The 19,483-nt window shown below is 35.4% G+C and carries 18 protein-coding genes; 11 read left to right on the forward strand and 7 right to left on the reverse strand.

The features are described 5' to 3' along the window. The first annotated feature begins 40 nt into the window (after positions 1 to 40). The 6 genes from xrtF to GQ46_RS13185 all read left to right on the forward strand — a co-directional run bounded on the left by xrtF (position 41) and on the right by GQ46_RS13185 (position 4,879). Positions 41 to 589 carry an exosortase family protein XrtF gene (xrtF, locus tag GQ46_RS13160; RefSeq protein ID WP_044402880.1) on the forward strand — a complete coding sequence of 183 codons (549 nt, stop codon included), beginning with the start codon at positions 41 to 43 and terminating at the stop codon, positions 587 to 589. After that, positions 589 to 1,014, forward strand: a complete 426-nt coding sequence (locus GQ46_RS13165; RefSeq protein WP_044402883.1) for an exosortase F system-associated protein — start codon at positions 589 to 591, stop codon at positions 1,012 to 1,014. Before xrtF ends, GQ46_RS13165 begins: the two co-directional genes overlap by 1 nt. Positions 1,015 to 1,073: 59 nt before the next feature. Continuing rightward, complete coding sequence (locus GQ46_RS13170) at positions 1,074 to 1,481, forward strand: hypothetical protein (RefSeq protein WP_231567357.1); 408 nt, start codon at positions 1,074 to 1,076, stop codon at positions 1,479 to 1,481. Positions 1,482 to 1,556: 75 nt separating this feature from the next. Then, complete coding sequence (locus GQ46_RS13175; protein WP_044402886.1) at positions 1,557 to 2,285, forward strand: heavy-metal-associated domain-containing protein; 729 nt, start codon at positions 1,557 to 1,559, stop codon at positions 2,283 to 2,285. Next, positions 2,282 to 4,516: a TonB-dependent siderophore receptor gene (locus GQ46_RS13180; protein ID WP_044402889.1), complete on the forward strand. Its 2,235-nt coding sequence runs from the start codon at positions 2,282 to 2,284 to the stop codon at positions 4,514 to 4,516. The genes GQ46_RS13175 and GQ46_RS13180 overlap by 4 nt, the downstream gene beginning before the upstream one ends. A gap of 6 nt (positions 4,517 to 4,522) precedes the next feature. Next, positions 4,523 to 4,879 carry a heavy-metal-associated domain-containing protein gene (locus GQ46_RS13185; RefSeq protein WP_044402892.1) on the forward strand — a complete coding sequence of 119 codons (357 nt, stop codon included), beginning with the start codon at positions 4,523 to 4,525 and terminating at the stop codon, positions 4,877 to 4,879. 95 nt (positions 4,880 to 4,974) lie between these two features. On the opposite strand, the gene groL is transcribed toward GQ46_RS13185, so the two are convergent. The 7 genes from groL to miaB form a co-directional block, all read right to left on the reverse strand. Then, a complete protein-coding gene (groL, locus tag GQ46_RS13190; protein WP_044402895.1) occupies positions 4,975 to 6,609 on the reverse strand; it encodes a chaperonin GroEL in 1,635 nt (544 codons plus the stop codon). Positions 6,610 to 6,751: 142 nt separating this feature from the next. After that, on the reverse strand, positions 6,752 to 7,030 hold the full coding sequence (gene groES, locus GQ46_RS13195; RefSeq protein ID WP_044402898.1) for a co-chaperone GroES: 279 nt from the start codon (positions 7,028 to 7,030) through the stop codon (positions 6,752 to 6,754). 169 nt (positions 7,031 to 7,199) lie between these two features. Further along, positions 7,200 to 7,553 (reverse strand): preprotein translocase subunit SecG, encoded by a 354-nt coding sequence (gene secG / locus GQ46_RS13200; protein WP_044402901.1) that lies wholly within the window; start codon positions 7,551 to 7,553, stop codon positions 7,200 to 7,202. An 11-nt stretch (positions 7,554 to 7,564) separates the two neighbouring features. After that, on the reverse strand, positions 7,565 to 8,515 hold the full coding sequence (locus GQ46_RS13205) for a hypothetical protein (protein ID WP_044402904.1): 951 nt from the start codon (positions 8,513 to 8,515) through the stop codon (positions 7,565 to 7,567). Positions 8,516 to 8,519: 4 nt separating this feature from the next. Then, complete coding sequence (lptE, locus tag GQ46_RS13210; protein ID WP_044402907.1) at positions 8,520 to 9,026, reverse strand: LPS assembly lipoprotein LptE; 507 nt, start codon at positions 9,024 to 9,026, stop codon at positions 8,520 to 8,522. 68 nt (positions 9,027 to 9,094) lie between these two features. Beyond that, positions 9,095 to 10,363, reverse strand: coding sequence for a sigma 54-interacting transcriptional regulator (locus tag GQ46_RS13215; protein ID WP_044402910.1), 1,269 nt, complete (start codon positions 10,361 to 10,363; stop codon positions 9,095 to 9,097). A 4-nt stretch (positions 10,364 to 10,367) separates the two neighbouring features. Then, the gene (gene miaB / locus GQ46_RS13220) at positions 10,368 to 11,813 is read right to left on the reverse strand and encodes a tRNA (N6-isopentenyl adenosine(37)-C2)-methylthiotransferase MiaB (RefSeq protein WP_044402912.1); all 1,446 of its coding nucleotides are present in this window, start codon (positions 11,811 to 11,813) and stop codon (positions 10,368 to 10,370) included. 156 nt (positions 11,814 to 11,969) lie between these two features. Between miaB and topA the strand changes: the two genes are divergently transcribed. The 5 genes from topA (at position 11,970) to gldM (ending at position 19,481) form a co-directional block, all read left to right on the forward strand. Then, positions 11,970 to 14,477 (forward strand): type I DNA topoisomerase, encoded by a 2,508-nt coding sequence (gene topA / locus GQ46_RS13225; protein ID WP_044402915.1) that lies wholly within the window; start codon positions 11,970 to 11,972, stop codon positions 14,475 to 14,477. 3 nt (positions 14,478 to 14,480) lie between these two features. Further along, a complete protein-coding gene (locus tag GQ46_RS13230) occupies positions 14,481 to 15,647 on the forward strand; it encodes a formimidoylglutamase (protein WP_044402917.1) in 1,167 nt (388 codons plus the stop codon). A 164-nt stretch (positions 15,648 to 15,811) separates the two neighbouring features. Next, positions 15,812 to 17,179 (forward strand): gliding motility lipoprotein GldK, encoded by a 1,368-nt coding sequence (gene gldK, locus GQ46_RS13235; RefSeq protein WP_082041763.1) that lies wholly within the window; start codon positions 15,812 to 15,814, stop codon positions 17,177 to 17,179. Between the two features lie 62 nt (positions 17,180 to 17,241). After that, positions 17,242 to 17,874: a gliding motility protein GldL gene (gene gldL / locus GQ46_RS13240; RefSeq protein ID WP_044402920.1), complete on the forward strand. Its 633-nt coding sequence runs from the start codon at positions 17,242 to 17,244 to the stop codon at positions 17,872 to 17,874. Positions 17,875 to 17,915: 41 nt separating this feature from the next. Further along, on the forward strand, positions 17,916 to 19,481 hold the full coding sequence (gldM, locus tag GQ46_RS13245; protein WP_044402923.1) for a gliding motility protein GldM: 1,566 nt from the start codon (positions 17,916 to 17,918) through the stop codon (positions 19,479 to 19,481). The last annotated feature ends 2 nt before the right edge of the window (positions 19,482 to 19,483 follow it).

Here is a 19,483-nt window from a genome sequence, read left to right on the forward strand (position 1 = left end):
TTTCAACCTTTCAAAATCTATAAATATTAATAAAAATTTATTGAAAGCCCTCATTTTAAAATACAAGTCTGTAATTAAGTTTATTCTCACCTTTTTGGTGGTCTATATTGTTTTGTCTTTTGGGTATAGATGGTATTTAAATGCTTCTGAAGATTCTTCATATTATCCAGATTACGTAACGCATCAGGTCGCTAAACAGTCAGAATTACTTTTAAACGCAATAGGGTATAAGGCGGAAGTTGTTAAGCATCCCGAAGAACTTTCCATGAAATTAATAATTCGTGGTAAATATCTAGCGAGAGTGGTGGAAGGTTGTAATGCGTTAAGCGTAATTGTTCTCTTTATTTCTTTTATCGTGGCATTTTCAGGTAGATTTAAAACAACAGCACTCTTTTTAATCTTTGGAAGTCTTATCATTTACATTGTAAATGTGTTAAGGATAGTTGTGCTTTCCATTGGGTTATACCATTATCCTGAGCGCAGCGAAATACTACATGTTGTGATTTTTCCAGCCCTTATTTATGGGTTTGTTTTTGTATTATGGATGCTATGGGTTAATAAATTTTCTAACATAGGGACAACTAAGTGATGATTTCTAAAAAATACATAGGATTGTTTTTCTTAGTCGGTTTGCTCGTTTTGGTGCGTGCCTTTGAAAATGAATTGTTTTACGACCCGTACTTAACGTTTTTTCAAAGTGACTATCTCTACATCGATTCTCCACGCCGTGAAGTATTTAAGCTGACGCTTTATACTACGCTTCGGTTTTTGATAAATACAGTGGTTTCGTTAGCTATTTTATATGTGTTTTTTAAAGATTGGACCATTATTAAATTTTCAGTTTTAGTTTATGGTTTTAGCTATGTCGTACTTATTTTGCTGTTTCTTTATTTTGTAACCAACCCTAAACAGGAAGATTATGTTACGTTTTTTAATATTCGTCGTTTTTTAATTCAGCCGTTGTTGTTGTTGCTTTTACTACCAGCATTTTATTACAACAGAAAAACAGTGTAGTTACTGTTAAATTTGTGCAAAGGGGCTTTGTGATTTTTGGTTTTTATTACCTTTGTAGCGTGAAACAAAAGTCTCTACATAAAGTGCTCTCTTTCGTTATGGCTTTCGCCGTATTGTTTTCAACGCTATCTTTTACTGTTGAATCTCATTACTGTGGTAGCCGTTTGGTAGATACTGCTGTTTTTACAAAGGTTAAAAGCTGTGGTGGTATAGAAACGTCAGCTAAAACACCCATAAAAAAAGGATGTTGTCATGATAAAGTAGAGGTTCTAAAAGGTCAAGATGAATTAAAACGCAGTAGTTTTGATACTTTAGATTTTGACCAACACACTATTTTACTGGCTTTTGTTTTGGTAAATAATAGTTTTTTTGAAAGCTTGCCAAAGCAAACCATTCCTCATGAACATTACACGCCACCCAATCTTATTTACGATATCACTGTTTTAGATGGTACTTTCCTGATTTGATTAAATAGCTTCTTATTATAATATTTTCGCCTTCTCGGAAATGAAAAAGAATATTTAATAATCAACTATTTTAAAATGATACATACCTATACCGTTACAGGCATGACCTGTAATGGCTGTAAAGCTTCAGTTGAAAAACACCTGAATGCATTACCAAACGTAAAAAATGCTTTTGTAGATTTAGACAGTGCTCAAGCAACGATAGAAATGTCTGAACCTATTTCAATAAAAGAATTAGAGGACGCATTACCTAAGACCTATTTAATTTCCAAAAAGCCAGTTCAAAAGGGCTCTAAAACATCAGAAACAGAAGACGATAAAAGCGACCTTCAACAATTAAAACCATTATTTTTAATCTTTGGTTATATTACTATCGCCTCAATATTAATGCATTATAAGGCTTGGGATTGGGCTAGCTTTATGCTCGATTTTATGGGACTATTTTATATCGTTTTTAGCTTCTTTAAAATTTTAGATTTAAAAGGATTCCCAGAATCTTTTAAAATGTACGACCCTTTGGCAAAAGCAATTCCTGCTTATGCCAAAGTGTACCCTTTTGTGGAACTGGTTTTAGGACTGTCCTTCTTAATGCGGCTTCAAATTCCACTAGCTTTAATTGCAACTATTGTTATTTTAGGCATTACCACTTTTGGAGTTTCAAAAGCACTATTGAGTAAGCAATCGATGCAATGTGCCTGTTTAGGTACGGCCTTAAAATTGCCTATGACTAAAGCTACTTTTATTGAAAACACAATTATGATTATCATGGCGATACTCATGTTACTAAAAACGTTTAGCTTATGAAAAAGTTACTAATCATATTTGTTTTATTACCTGTTTTTATGTTTTCTCAAAATGAGGTAAGCGGCATTATTACTGAGCTTGATTCTAGTAACGAGATTTCTGCTTTAGTAGGTGCTAATGTCTATTGGTTAAACACTAATGTTGGAACGGTAACCGATTTTAATGGTAAGTTTTCTCTTGAATATAAGAACGCGTATTCAAAACTAATAGTTAGTTATGTAGGTTATAAAACCGACACGATTACAGTCAATACGCCAAAGTATATTAAACATATTTTGAAGGCAACAAGCGCGTTGGATGAAGTTAACATTTCGGCGAGGAGTAAAGCAACAGCAAAATCCTATTTACAATCACAAAACATATTGACTGTGAGTAGCGATGAATTATTAAAAGCGGCCTGTTGTAACCTGGCTGAAAGTTTTGAAACCAATCCGTCCATTGATGTTAATTTTGCTGATGCCGTTACTGGTACGCGAGAAATAAAAATGTTGGGGTTAACCAGTCCGTATATATTAATTGCCACAGAAAATATGCCATCTATTCGTGGTGCATCGCAAGCCTTTGGTCTCAGTTTTATACCAGGAACCTGGGTAGAAAGTATTCAAATTACAAAAGGCGCTGGTAGTGTGGTTAATGGTTACGAAAGTATCGCAGGTCAAATTAATACCGAGTTGGTAAAACCAACCACCGACAATAAGTTTTTTGTTAATGCCTACGGTGCTGCCAATGGGAGATTAGAGTTAAATACACATTTTAACACAAAAGTGAGTGATAAATGGCAGACAGGTTTGTATTTACATGGCAATTCGAGGCATGAAAAATTTGATGGAAATGACGATTCTTTTTTAGATATGCCATTGGCAAAACAAGTTAATGTGATGAATCGCTGGCAGTATACAAACCAAGAAAAAGGATTGGTTAGTTTTATTAATTTTAAATATTTAAACGATCAAAAGCAAACAGGACAAACTAATTTTAATCCAGAAACCGATAAATTAACCATTAATAATTGGGGAAGTGAAATAGATACGGAACGGTATGAGATTTCAGCAAAATTAGGGTATGTAAATGCTGAGTTGCCTTGGCAAACGATAGGCTTCCAAACGGCTTTTAGTGGCCATGAACAAAACTCCTATTTTGGTTTAAACGTGTATGATATTAATCATAATAGTTTGTATACAAATGCGATTTATAACAGCATAATTAGCGATTCTAGGCACAAAATTAAAACAGGATTAAGCTATACTTATGATCATTATGATGAAGTTGTGGATGCTGAGGCGTTTGAAAGAACAGAAAATTCAATTGGTGCTTTTTTCGAATACAATTATGATAGTTTAGAAAAATTAAATCTTACGGCAGGTTTACGTGTAGATCATCATAATTTGCTAGGGACATTTGTGACACCTCGTTTCCATTTGCGCTATACAGCCTGGGAAAAAGGAGTGTTTAGAGCCTCGTTTGGTAGAGGTAAGCGTAGTGCTAATATTTTTGCTGAAAATCAAAAGTTATTTGCCACGGCACGTGCAATAAACATTGTAGACTCTAATGGGAAGATTTATGGGCTTAATCCAGAAATAGCATGGAATTATGGCGTGTCTTTTTTGCAGGGCTTTAGATTATTTGATAGAAAAGGAGACGTGACACTGGATTATTACAGAACCGATTTTAAAAATCAGGTGGTTGTTGATTACGAAAATCCGCAGGAAGTAAATTTCTATAATTTAAAAGGGGATAGTTATGCAAATAGTTTTCAAATTGAAGTGAATTATGAGCCTTTTGATCAATTTGATGTAAGACTAGCGTATAAAAATTATGATGTAAATACACAGTATAATTCTGGGAAATTGGAAAAGCCCTTAACGCCGAAGCATCGGTTTTTTGCCAATGTTTCTTATGAAACACAGGTGAATAATAACTCAAAATGGAAATTTGATGCCACATTTAATTGGTTGGGTGAACAACGCTTTTCTTCAACACGTGGTAATCCATTGCCATATCAATTACCAGACTATTCGCCAAGCGTGGGTACTTTAAATACACAGATAACAAGAGTGTTCTCTCCAAAATTCGAAGTTTATATAGGGGCAGAAAACATTACAAATACAAAACAAAATAATCCTATTTTAGCTGCAAATGATCCGTTTGGTTCAAGTTTTGATACTACGTTTGTATATGGTCCAATTTTTGGAGCAAATTATTATACAGGATTAAGATTTAAAATAAAATAATATAATATGAAAAAATTAGTAGTAGTACTATTAGTAACATTTATGAGTGCAACGGCTTTTGCTCAAGATAAAAACGCCAAAGCGTCTATTGAAGTCGATGGTGTTTGCCTGATGTGTAAAAAACGTATTGAAAAGGCAAGTTTAAATACTAAAGGCGTGAAATCGGCAATTTGGAATGTGGAAACGCATGAGTTGAAATTAATTTTTGATGCACGTAAAACGACACTTGAAACCATTCAGAAAGGCATTACTGCTGTTGGCCATGATACCAAAGAATTAAAAGCAACTGATGCCGCTTATGCTACGGTACATCCATGTTGCAAGTATAGAGAGGAAGCTGTTAAGGAAGCGCATAAGGATTAAGTATCTTTTAATACTTTTAATAATAACAAGCTAAATTGAAAAAGCCTCATTCTATAAGTTTAGAATGAGGCTCTTTTTATTTATTTTAAGAATGATTACATCATGCCTGGCATACCGCCACCCATGCCTCCTGGCATACCTGAAGGAGCATCTTCTTTAATATCTATTAAAGCACACTCCGTAGTTAGAATCATGCCAGCTACAGAAGCTGCATTTTCTAATGCGATACGTGTTACTTTTTTAGGGTCTATAATTCCAGCTTTCAGCATATCTACATAGGTTTCCGTTTTGGCATCATAACCAAAATCTTTTTTGCCTTCTGATACTTTGTTAACCACAACACTTCCTTCACCACCTGCATTTTCAACAATCGTTCTTAAAGGTGCTTCTATAGCTCTTGCTACAATTTGAATACCTGTAGTTTCGTCCATGTTTTCAGTAGCAATCTTTTCTAAAACAGATTTAGCTCTTATGAAGGCGACACCACCACCAGCAACAATACCTTCTTCTACAGCTGCTCTTGTAGCATTTAAAGCATCGTCAACACGGTCTTTCTTTTCTTTCATTTCTACTTCACTGGCAGCTCCTACATATAGTACAGCTACTCCGCCAGCTAATTTTGCTAAGCGTTCTTGAAGTTTTTCTTTATCATAATCGCTAGTCGTCGATTCAATTTGAGATTTAATCTGGTTGACTCTATTCTTAATTAAGCTCTTATCTCCAGCACCATTTACAACGGTCGTGTTGTCTTTGTCAATAGAAATACGTTCAGCAGTACCAAGCATTTCTAAAGTGGTATTCTCAAGTGTAAAACCGCGTTCTTCAGAAATTACTGTACCACCAGTTAAAATAGCAATATCTTCTAACATGGCCTTACGTCTGTCTCCAAAACCAGGCGCTTTTACAGCAGCAATTTTAAGAGAACCACGTAATTTGTTCACCACTAGAGTTGCTAATGCTTCACTATCTACATCTTCTGCAATAATTAATAAAGGTTTTCCAGTTTGAGCTACTGGCTCTAAAATGGGTAATAAATCCTTCATCGTAGAAATCTTTTTGTCATATAATAACACATAAGGATTTTCTAAGTCTGAAATCATTTTTTCGCTATCGGTAACAAAGTATGGCGATAAGTAACCTCTGTCAAACTGCATCCCTTCAACAACATCTACGTAGGTATCTGTGCCTTTAGATTCTTCAACAGTAATCACTCCTTCTTTTCCAACTTTCCCAAAAGCTTTGGCTATTAAATCTCCAATTAGCTCATCGTTATTTGCAGAAATTGAAGCGACTTGCTTAATCATATCAGAAGAGTTTTTAACCTCTTTAGCTTGCTTTCCTAAGTCTTCAACAATCGCTTTAACCGCTTTGTCAATACCGCGCTTTAAATCCATTGGGTTTGCACCCGCAGCAACATTTTTTAAGCCTTCTTTTACAATAGCCTGAGCTAAAACAGTTGCAGTAGTAGTACCATCACCAGCTAAATCGTTGGTTTTAGAGGCTACTTCTTTAACCATTTGTGCGCCCATGTTTTCTAATGGGTTTTCTAATTCTATTTCTTTAGCAACACTAACACCATCTTTTGTTACTATTGGTGCTCCAAAAGAACGACCAATAATAACGTTTCTACCTTTAGGGCCTAATGTTACTTTTACTGCATTTGCCAATGCATCAACGCCACGTTTTAATCCGTCACGTGCTTCTATATCAAACTTTATGTCTTTTGCCATCTTTAAGATTTTAATTTTAGTGTTTCCGCAGAAGCGGAAAACGTATTAATACAATGTCATTTTACTAAGTGCTTCTCATGATATTTTGGGAACACTCGGTGTGACATTATGTAATTTGTTTTTTTGTTTTTGAAATTTTTGGCTAGATAACAGCCATGATGTCTTCTTCGCGCATCATTAAGTACTCTGTACCTTCTAATTTTAATTCTGATCCAGAATATTTTCCGTAAAGGACAGTGTCTCCAACTTTAACAGTCATTGGTTCGTCTTTTTTACCTTTGCCAACTGCCATAACTGTTCCTTTATGTTGTTTTTCTTGAGCGCTATCAGGAATGAATAATCCAGAAGCTGTTTGCGTTTCTGCTGGTAGAGGCTCGATAAGCACTCGGTCTGCTAATGGTTTAATGTTTATTTTACTCATTATTATAAGTTTTTATTAATTAAGATTGTTTAATACTTTAAGAGGAAGCTAAAAATGTGCCAATAGCAGGTTCCTGACAAACTTACAGACCTGCCTAACGGAAAGGGTAGAAACAAAAAAATGCCAACGGTAGCGTTGGCATTTTGTATAGTTGTTAGTAGTACTCGTTTTATTTTGTGCTATCTGCGGGTTTTGCTGTATCGTTAGCGCTTGGAGTAGTATTTACTGGAGCAGGAGCTTCAAGAGCATCTGGATCTAAAGCTGTTGAATCTTCCTGAGCAATTCCGGCTCTTGGTATCGCTAAACTAGATAATAAAATCAAGACAACTAAAATAGTACTTAACGTCCATGTGCTTTTGTCTAAAAAGTCTGTCGTTTTCTTTACACCACCTAATTGTTGTGTTCCGCCACCACCAAAAGAAGAAGATAGTCCGCCTCCTTTAGGGTTTTGTACCATAATTACAACTATTAGTAAAAAAGCGACTACTACGATGAGTGCTAAAAATATTGTAAACTGTCCCATTATTCTTTAATTTATTCTTGTAATTGTTTTATTGCTTTAATTTGGTCTGCAAAGAAACCACTTTTTTCTGGATATTTCAAAATTAAAATCTTGTAAGATTGAATTGCCTTAGTGTAGTTTTTCTGCTCTACATAAATGCGTGCTAAAGTCTCTGTCATCAAGGCTTCGGGTTGTATCATTTGAGCCTTAGCAATATTGTGCTTTGAAGCTGAGGTTCTTTTTGCTTCTAATTTTGGGTTTTTTTCTATAAATCTCTCTATCAGAGCAAACTTTTTTGCTTTAGTTAACCCAGTATTTTCTTTGCCTTCTTCTTCTTCTTCTTTGCTTTCTTCGGAAGTGTTTTTCGTTCTATTTTCTTCGCGATCAATAGGTTTAAAACAGGTTAAACTTAGCCATTCGTTAAAGGAATGTGTTTCTGATTTGTCAAAATCTAAAGGCTTTCCCAGGTTTAAGACCTGTTCAGCAGATTGTGATTTTGGTTTTAAAAGCTCGGTTTTTTCTAAAGGCTTTTCAGAAGTATCTAAGTCAAAATTAGCGACTTCCTTAATCTTGATTTTTGGTTGAAATAATTCGGGATCTAATGTTTTTTTTGTGTCTTCCAGATGTTGCTTTAACATAGCATCAATAGTCCTCTTTTTGCTAGCAGAAATATCTTCTGAAGCGACTTCAAGGTCTAAAGCATGCGAGGTGTTTTGTTTTATATACTGTGATATTTCGTTTTGTTGAAAGCTTTCTGAGGTAATAAAATCAAACAAAATACTGCGATCTGTGGTATAGGCAGCGGTGGTTTTTAGGGCTTGATTATATTTGAAGCTCTCTGTGTTTTTTAGACCTTTAAGGTATAAGGCTCTTGCCGATTGAAAATACGGAAACGCCTCCATAACGGTTTTTAAGTCTTCCGTTTGAGATTGAGTCACCCGTTTGGGTTCGCGCAGTAATTCTATATAGGTAGCCTTATTCATTAACTTACCATTTAGCTAGTGAGTCATTAAAAACATCTTGTGTAATACGATCGAAAATTTCTTCGAATGCTGTCGCTTTTATACTACCAGATAATTGAGAACTTCCTTCGTAATCGTAAAAGAAAGAAAAGGTTTTCTCAAAATCGTCTTCTTCATTTTGCTTATTATAAAAACGCACTAAAATACCAATGGTTAATCGGTTTTGTGCAGCGGTATTATTTGCGGTAGCTGTAGTTGGCGAAATACGATATTCTGTAATTTCTCCTTCGTAAACCAGGTCACCATTTGAGGTAACTAACTCTAAATTGGTTTGATTCTGAATTAAATCTGCAAGAGCGTTAGTAAAATCTCGGTCCAAGCCGGGCTCAATTAACTGTGCATTGTTTTGAAAGTAATTAACTTGATAGGTTTTTACTGAAGAATCTATGTTGGTTCCACTTAATGAATAAGCACCACAGCCTAAAACTGTAGTTACTATTGCTAGAAGGAAAAGGGTTTTAATGTATTTCATTAACTATTTTTTGTCATTTCTTGCCCCGTAACTTCGGGAGCGAAAGTCTTTTTGGTATTAACGTATAATCACAAATCAAATTGTTTAATCTTTCGGTACAAGGTACGCTCACTAATACCTAATTCATCTGCTGCTAACTTGCGTTTGCCTTGGTGGCGTTCTAGCGATTTCTTAATGAGTTCTAACTCTTTATCATGGAGCGAAAGCGTTTCCTCTTCTTCAATTTCTTCAGCGAAATGATACTTGTCGTTAGTTTCTGTAGGATATGTTTTTGCTGGCTCTGCATTTTGCGGAATAGACAGTACCTGTAAATCCTCTATCGCATCTTCATAATCGGAATCGTTAGTATTGTCACCATAAATTTTCTCAATTAAACTTTCGTTGTCTTTTTCAACATCTTTTGTATTTCCGCTTTTCATTAATTCCATGGTGAGCTTCTTTAAATCATTTAAATCGGCTTTCATATCAAACAAGACTTTGTATAGAATTTCGCGTTCGCTACTAAAATCGCTTTCAGATTTGGAAGTTTTAATTACAGCGGGTAAATTAGAACTACCAGATGGCAGATAGCCTCTTAGTGTATCTGCAGAAATCATTCTGTTTTGCTCTAAAACGGAGATCTGTTCTGCTACATTTCGTAATTGTCTTATGTTTCCACTCCAACGAAATTTAAGTAAAACAGGAATGGCTTCATCAGTTAATTTAATGGTAGGCATTTTGTACTTCAACGCAAAATCACTGGCAAATTTTCTAAATAACAAATGAATGTCTTCTTGTCGCTCACGTAAAGGCGGTAAATTAATATCTACGGTACTTAATCTATAGTATAAGTCTTCGCGAAACTGATCCTTTTTAATGGCGTCAAACATATTAACGTTTGTAGCTGCGACGATGCGTACATTCGTTTTTTGAACTTTACTTGACCCCACTTTTAAAAACTCACCATTTTCAAGGACACGTAGCAAGCGTACTTGCGTAGTTAAGGGTAATTCGCCTACTTCATCTAAAAAAATAGTCCCGCCATCGGCAACTTCAAAGTAACCATTTCTGGTTGCCGTTGCACCAGTAAACGACCCTTTTTCATGTCCGAAAAGTTCACTGTCAATGGTGCCTTCTGGTATGGCCCCGCAGTTAACCGCTATATATTTATTGTGTTTTCTATGAGAGAGTTGATGAATAATCTTAGGAATACTCTCTTTACCAACACCACTCTCTCCTGTGACTAAAACAGAAATGTCTGTTGGCGACACTTGGATTGCTTTTTCAACAGCGCGATTTAATGCAGCGCTATTGCCTATAATCCCGAATCGTTGTTTTGTTGCTTGAATGGATTCCATAAAATTAATTGTTTTTACTTAAACTAATTGCTTCACCTATTAGTGTCGCTTTAGTACAATCTGTTACTTTCACATTAACAAAATCTCCAATAGTGTAATTTTCTTTTGGAAATACACAAACAATATTATGTTCGCTGCGTCCAGACCATTGGTCTTTAGATTTTTTAGATTCTTTTTCAATAAGAATCTCTACGGTTTTGCCTAAATGCTCACGGGTTCTAAATTCACTATGCTTAAGTTGAAGAGCAATAATTTCACTTAATCGTCTACTCTTTACCGTTTCAGGAATATCGTCTTCTAGTTTGCGTTCTGCTAGCGTTCCTGGTCTTTCAGAATAGGTAAACATATAACCAAAATTATATTTTACGTAAGACATTAAAGAGCAGGTGTCTTGATGGTCTTCTTCAGTTTCAGTAGGGAAACCAGCGATCATGTCTTGACTTATAGAACAACCAGGAATAATCTCACGAATATTATCGATCAAAGTAAAATACTCCTCTCGGGTGTGTAGTCTATTCATTTCTTTCAAAATACGGTTACTTCCACTTTGTACAGGGAGATGAATGTGATTACAAATGTTATCATACTTCGCCATGGTACGTATCACCTCTAAACTCATATCCTGAGGATTTGAAGTCGAAAAACGAATGCGCATCTTGGGCTGAGTTTCAGCACATATTTGTAATAATTTTGAAAAATCTACAGCAGTTGCCTTTTGTATTTCTGACGCTTTAACAAAGTCTTTCTTCATTCCGCCACCATACCAAAGGTAACTGTCAACATTCTGCCCGAGCAAGGTGATTTCTTTAAACCCTCTCAGCCATAAATCGTTAACCTCTTCTATTATGCTTTGTGGGTCACGACTACGTTCACGGCCTCTGGTAAAAGGTACGACGCAAAACGTGCACATGTTATCACAACCACGAGTAATAGAAACAAGGGCGGTAACGCCATTACTATTTAAGCGCACCGGAGAAATATCGCCATAGGTTTCATCCTTAGATAAAATCACATTAATGGCATCGCGGCCATCTTCAATTTCAGCTAATAAATTAGGTAAATCCTTATAAGCATCTGGTCCTACAACCAGATCAACAATTTTTTCTTCTTCTAAAAATTTGCTTTTCAAACGTTCTGCCATACAGCCTAAAACCCCAACTTTCATTTTCGAATTTATACGCTTTACCGCATTATATTTTTCTAAGCGCTTACGAACGGTTTGTTCTGCTTTGTCTCTAATAGAACAGGTATTAACTAAAACTAAATCGGCTTCTTCAAGATTATTGGTCGTGTTATAGCCTTCTTTGTCTAAAATGGAAGCGACAATTTCACTGTCACTAAAATTCATAGCACAGCCATAGCTTTCTATAAAAAGTTTTTTGGTGTTTTTCTCCTTCTCCTTTAAAACAAGTGCGTTTCCTTGTTTGCTTTCGTCAATTGTTTTTTCCATAGATGTCCTGAAAAGTCTATCATTCAATAAGTATGCAAAGATATATTATTTTATGTGTTATGACAATATGACAGTGTGTTAAATTATGCTAAAACAGATTAAATTAGGTTGATAAATTTTTTTTCATATACCTTTGTAGCTTCAAAAAATCGAAGAATGGCGAAGAATTTAGTTATAGTTGAGTCACCTGCAAAGGCTAAAACAATTGAAAAATTTTTAGGAAAAGACTTTAAAGTTGAGTCAAGTTACGGACATATATCCGACTTGCCTTCTAAAGAATTAGGAGTAGATGTAGAAGGTGATTTCGATCCAAAATATGAAGTTTCTACAGATAAGAAAGCCGTAGTTAAAAAGCTAAAAGATTTGGCTAAGAAGGCAGAAATGGTTTGGTTAGCTAGTGATGAAGATCGAGAAGGAGAAGCTATTGCATGGCATTTAGCAGAATCTTTAGGTCTGGATAAAAACAAAACAAAGCGAATTGTATTTCATGAGATTACAAAAGCCGCAATCCAGAAAGCGGTAGAGAACCCAAGGCAAATAGATTACGATTTAGTCGATGCGCAACAAGCACGTCGTGTATTAGATAGAATTGTAGGTTATGAATTGTCTCCTGTATTATGGCGTAAAGTAAAAGGCGGTTTGTCTGCTGGACGTGTACAGTCTGTCTCTGTACGTTTAATTGTTGAGCGCGAACGTGAGATAAATGATTTCGAACCTGAAGCGTCTTATAGAGTTGATGCTGAATTTTCAAATGAAGAAGGCCAGTCTTTTAAAGCCAAGCTTCCTAAGACCATAAAAACGAAAGCACAGGCTTTAAAATTCTTAGAGCAAAATGCAAACACTACATTTAAGGTTTCCGATTTAGAAAAAAAACCAGCTAAAAAAGCACCTGCTGCACCATTTACAACGTCTACATTACAACAGGAAGCCTCACGAAAATTGTATTTTTCAGTAAGTAAAACCATGAACATGGCACAGCGTTTATACGAAGCCGGTTTAATAACTTATATGAGAACCGATAGTGTAAACTTAAGTGATGAAGCTAGAAAAGGAGCAGAGAAAGAAATTACAGCGGCTTACGGAAAAGAGTATTCAAAAGAGCGTAAATATAAAGGTAAGTCTAAGGGCGCACAAGAAGCCCACGAAGCCATTCGTCCTACAGATTTTTCAGTACATTCTGTTGCTATAGACAGAGACCAGGCAAGATTATACGATTTAATTTGGAAACGTGCCATTGCCTCACAAATGAGTGAAGCAAAACTAGAGCGTACCAATGTAAAAATAAACGCAGCAGCACATAATGAAACCTTCACAGCAAACGGAGAGGTTATTACTTTTGATGGCTTTTTAAAAGTGTATTTAGAAGGCACCGATGATGAAGATGTTGAGCAGGAAGGCATGTTGCCAGCCATGAAAGTAAACGAAACTTTACTTAATAATTACATTAATGCAACAGAGCGTTATTCAAGACCACCATATAGATATACTGAAGCTTCTTTGGTGAAAAAATTAGAAGAATTAGGTATTGGTCGACCGTCTACTTATGCGCCAACTATTTCTACCATTCAGAACAGAAATTATGTTGAAAAGGGAACCATTGATGGTAAAGAGCGGGAGTATACACAACTCGTTTTAAAGCATGATAAAGTAAAAGACAATCTACTAACCGAAAAAGTTGGTTCAGATAAAGGTAAACTTGTGCCTACAGATATTGGAATGATTGTGACTGATTTCTTGGTAAATCATTTTGAGAGTATCTTAGATTACAGTTTTACTGCAAATGTAGAAGATCAGTTTGATGATATCGCAGAAGGTAAAGCAGACTGGAAGAATGTTATGAAGGCATTCTATAAGGACTTTCATCCTAAAGTTGTGGATGTACAAGAAAATGCTGAGCGTGAGTCTGGAGAACGTATTCTAGGAGAAGATCCAAAAACAGGAAAACGGGTAAGTGTTCGTTTAGGTAAATTTGGACCAATGGTCCAAATGGGAACTGTAGATGATGAAGAAAAACCAACGTTTGCAAGTTTAGGCCCAGAGCAACAACTAGGGAGTATTACTTTCGAAGAGGCTATGGACTTGTTTAAACTTCCGAAACAATTAGGAGAGTATAAAGGCGAGCCAGTTGAAGTAAACAATGGCCGATTTGGACCTTATGTAAAATATGGGGAGAAATTTATTTCTTTAGCACCAGGTCAAGATCCACTAAGTATAGAAAAAGAGGAAGCGATTGCGTTGATTAAAGAAAAAGAAATCGCAGATGCACCTATTTATACTTATAAAGGTAAAGGGGTAACCAAAGGAAAAGGACGATTTGGACCATTCATTAAATGGGATGGTATGTTTATTAACGTGAATAAAAAATACGATTGGGATAATTTATCTGAAGCAGAACTAGTTGAATTGATTGAAACGAAGATTCAGAAGGAAATAGATAAGGTTATTCACAATTGGGAAGAAGAAGGTATTCGTGTGGAGAAAGCCCGTTGGGGGAGATTCAACATCTTAAAAGGTAAGGTGAAAATTGAACTACCAAAAACAGTAGATGCAGCAGCATTGACTTTGGATGAAGTGAAGGGTATCATAGAAAAAAATGCACCAAAGAAAAAGGCAGCAAAGAAAAAACCAGCTGCTAAAAAGAAAACGGCAACTAAAAAGAAATAAGTTATGAATTTTAATTTTTTATCGCCTGTTCAAGATGCAGTATTGGCTCATAATGAGTTGTTATCCATGCAAGCGTTGGGGAGGAAATTAAAAATTCATTCGCAACATAATGGCATGCCAGATTTAGAAGGTGTTTCTATTGCTATTATTGGCGTATTAGAAAATCGTAATGACATAAATTATATAGGGGAGACATTTCAGCTTAATGAAGTTAGAAAATCTTTCTATGCCTTATTTCCCGGGAGTTGGAATACCACTATTGCCGATTTAGGTGATATAAACAAAGGAGAGTCTGTTGAAGATACCTACTTTGCGCTTAAAACTACAGTTTCGATTTTAGTTCAAAAAAAAATCATCCCTATTGTATTGGGTGGTAGCCAGGATTTAACTTACGCAATGTATCGTGCTTACGATCATTTAATGCCAATGGTAAATATTGTGAATGTCGATTCGTGTTTCGATCTAGGAGATTCTACAAAACCAATTAAGAATAACAGCTTTGTGGGTAAGGTGATATTAGATCAACCTTATAATTTATTCAATTATGCAACTGTTGGTTATCAAACCTATTTTAATTCTCAGGAAGAAATAGACTTAATGGAGCGCTTATATTTTGAAGCCTATCGCTTAGGTGAGGTTTCTAATGATATTACTTTAGTTGAGCCAGTGATGCGTGATGCTAATATTGTAAGTATCGATTTAGGTGCTGTTAAAGCAAGTGAAGTTAGCTTAAAGCAACGGGTGTCTCCCAATGGTCTGGATGGAAAAGAAATTTGTGCAGTTGCGCGTTACGCAGGGATTAGTAACAAAGTATCTGCTTTTGGGATTTTTGAATACAAGCCCTCTTATGACGACGAAGTCACTGCGATGTTAATCTCGCAAATGCTATGGTATTTCGTTGAAGGTGTTAATTGTAGAATAAAGGATGATGATTTTCTGAACGATGATAGTCATCAGAAATTTACTACATTAGCAGATTCAGAAGAATTAATATTTTATAAAAGCACTAAAACAGGACGTTGGTGGATAGAAATACCTTTTTTAGTAAATGTTAATAATAAATTAAAGAAGCATACGTTATTACCTTGCACGCAAAAAGACTATCTTGATGCATGTGACGGTGAAATTCCAAATAGATGGTATAAGGCATATCAGAAAAATAGTGTCTAGTAATTGAACAACTATCGATTTTAACATAATATTTATCGTTAAAAAGCGTTTTTTTTACGATGAAACGTAAATTTTTTAGTTAAAAAGTTGTTTTTTAGGAAATATATAAATATGTTTACGGTCTTAAAAAAATCAAGAGTATAAAATTAACCTCGAGTTTTACAATGAATATGAAGAAATTTATAGTATTAACGGCAGTTTTAGCACTTTTACTTAGTTGCGGGTCTAAGGACAAGGGACAATTAGTAGGTGTTAAAGGTAAAAAATGGCATCCAGAAAAACCTTATGGTATGACATTAGTACCAGGAGGTGCATTTATTATGGGTAAAGCTGATGATGATTTAGCTGGAATTCAAGATGCGCCTGCAAAAACGGTTACTGTTAGAGCATTCTATATGGATGAAACAGAAATCACAAACAGTGAGTATCGCCAGTTCGTAGAATGGGTGAGAGATTCAACCATTAGAACAAAACTCGCAATCTTAGCGGATGAAGTGGGAGAAGTTCCAGGTAACGGAGGGATTGGTGAATTTGCATTTAAAGATGCCGATTCTTCTAATATGTCTGCTTACGAAAAGTATATGATTGATAACTATAGTGGTCTCGGTGAAACAGGTTACGAAGGAAGAAAGTTAAATAGAGATATTGACTTGGTTTTCGATACGGCTGACTACCCAGATGAGTACTATGTAGAAGTTATGGATACGATGTACTTGCCTATCGAAGAGTCTTATAACGGCCAACGTACTTGGGATGTCACAAAGTTTAAGTTCCAATTCACCTACATGGACATAGCTAAAGCGGCAAAAAATAAAAATTTACGTCGTAAAGATGTTATCCATAAAGAAGAAGTAGCGATCTATCCTGATACTACAGCATGGATTCGTGATTTTGCGTACTCTTATAATGAGCCAATGCATAATGATTATTTCTGGCATGACGCTTACAGTGATTATCCAGTAGTTGGAGTGTCTTGGAAACAGGCAAAAGCATTTTGCCAATGGAGAACACAGCATCACAATACGTATAGAAAAGAGCGTAAGAGACATTATGTGAATTCTTACCGTTTACCTAGTGAGGCAGAATGGGAGTATGCAGCAAGAGGTGGCTTACAAGCGGCAACCTTCCCTTGGGGCGGACCGTATGCTAAGAATGACAGAGGTTGTTTTATGGCGAATTTTAAACCATTACGTGGTGATTATGCCGCAGATCAAGCATTATATACTGTAGAAGCGGACGCTTACGAGCCTAATGATTATAACCTATATAATATGGCTGGTAATGTCTCAGAATGGGTGAATGGGTCTTACGATCCAGGTTCATATGAGTTTGTGTCAACTATAAATCCAAGTGTTAACGATGAAAACAACCAACGAAAAGTGGTTAGAGGTGGTTCTTGGAAAGATGTTGCCTATTTCTTACAAGTAAGTTCAAGAGATTATGAATATGCAGATTCTGCAAGAAGTTATATAGGTTTCAGAACAGTACAAGATTATATGGGAACAGAAGTAACCTCTAATGCAAGAAGATAAATAAAATATTAAATTATAAACCCTACTTAAAAAATAAATTAACTACGTAAAACTAAGAAATTATGGCACAACAAGGAAAAATGACAATAACTAATATGATCTACGGATTAGGAGCAGCAATCGTAATCGTAGGTGCATTATTCAAAATACAACACTGGCCACTGGCTTCAGAGATTTTAACATTAGGTATGATTGTAGAAGCTCTAGTATTTACTTACTCTGCATTCGAAAAACAAAATTCAGATTTAGATTGGTCATTAGTATACCCGGAATTAGCTGGTGGTGCATTGACTAAAAAAGGTGTAAAAGAAGAACCTCAAGATGCTGAAGGCATGTTATCTAAAAAATTAGATAGCTTATTAAAAGAAGCTAAGATCGATGGTGAATTAATGGCAAGCTTAGGTACTAGTATCAAAAACTTTGAAGGGGCTGCAAAAGGCATTTCTCCAACTGTAGATTCTATGGCTGCACAAAAGCGATATGGTGAAGAACTATCATTAGCTGCTGCACAAATGGAATCATTAAATAGCTTGTACAAAGTGCAAATGGAAAGCGTTAATCGTCAGTCTCTTATTAATGAAGAGTCAGTTGAAAATGCAACTAAATTAAAAGAACAAATGCAATCTTTAGCGTCTAATTTATCTTCATTAAATGGAGTATATGGTGGCATGTTATCTGCAATGAACAAAAACTAATTAGTAATTAGTATAATTAATAACTTAAAAACTAATTAGATATGGCAGGAGGAAAAGCATCTGCAAGGCAGAAAATGATTAACTTGATGTATTTAGTATTCATCGCAATGATGGCTATGAATATGTCAAAAGAAGTGCTATCGGCATTTGGACTTATGGAAGTGAAGTTTGCTAATGCAAACGAAGATACTGAAGCAAAAAATGAAGCACTATTAGCAAACTTGTTAGTTAAGGCTGAAGAAAAACCAGAAGATTTTGCTGTTCCAGCGGAAAAAGCTAAACAGGTAAATATAGTTTCAGAACGATTTTTTAAATACATCGAAACTATAAAAGTGGAGTTGTTAAAGTCTGGAGATTATAAAGTAGATCCTAAGACTGGTAAATTACCATTCGAAGAGATGGACAAGACTGATATTCTTGATGAAAAATGGTTTACAGGAGATGATTTAACTAAAGACGGTAAAGAGGTCATGGCTAAAATTGAACAGTATAAAAAAGATATACTTGATATTTTAGGAACAGACGTTAAATACCAGACAGCAATAGCGAGTTTTAAAAAGCGTTTTGATACTGATAAAGTAGTTAATAATGATGGTAAGAAAATCGATTGGTTAAATTACCATTATCAAGGATTCCCAGCAATTGCATCATACACAAAGTTAACTGCGATGCAAAATGACGTTATGGTTACTGAAGCAAATATGTTCAACCTGTTTTTAGGGAATACCTTAGATGCTGCAGTATCACTAAATAAGTTTAAGGCAATCGTATTAGCTGATAAATCTGCATTTTTTGCAGGTGAAAAATTTCAAGGACGCGTTGTATTAGGTAAATATGCAAACGTAACGCCAACAAAATTAACAGTTCAAGGGAAAGAAATTGATATTTCAGAAGCCATTGATTCTACAGGAGCTGCTAATTTAGATTTTAATGTTGGAAATGTTGGTGAGCATCAGATTGAAGGTAAGTTTACTTTCTTAGAAGACGGTAAGCCGCTAGAAATTCCAATCGTAGCTAACTACGTTGTAGTGCCAAGACCTAACTCTGCAACTATTTCTGCAGATAAAATGAACGTTGTATACCGTGGTGTTTCAAATCCAATGACAATTTCTTTTGCTGGTGTACCAGATAATAAGGTATCTGCTAGTGCTCCAGGCTTAAAAAAAGGAAGTAAAACTGGTCAATATTCTATGGTGCCAGGTTCAGGTAGAGAAGTGACTATTAGTGTAACTGCTACATTAGATGACGGTTCTAAAGTTAATGATAAAGCTAGTTTTAGAATTAAAGACATACCTAAACCATCAGGTCAAATTGCTGGTCAAATAGGAACAGCTACATTACCAAGAAACAATGTGGAAATTGGTAAAGTAGAGGCCGTTTTAGAAGAATTTGATTTTGATTTACCACTAACAGTAACTGGATTTAAAATGAAAGTTGAAGGATTACCAAGTGTAAGTGTTTCTGGTAACAGAATGAATAGTCAAGCTAAAGCTGCTATTGGTAAGGCTAAAAGAGGGTCTTCTATTCAAATATTTGATATTAAGTCTAAGTCTAATGGACCTAGAATTAAGCCAGCTGCCCCAATAGTTATAGAGTTGTCTAACTAATC

This window comes from Lacinutrix sp. Hel_I_90 (genome assembly GCF_000934685.1).
In the GTDB taxonomy this organism is placed as follows: domain Bacteria; phylum Bacteroidota; class Bacteroidia; order Flavobacteriales; family Flavobacteriaceae; genus Lacinutrix.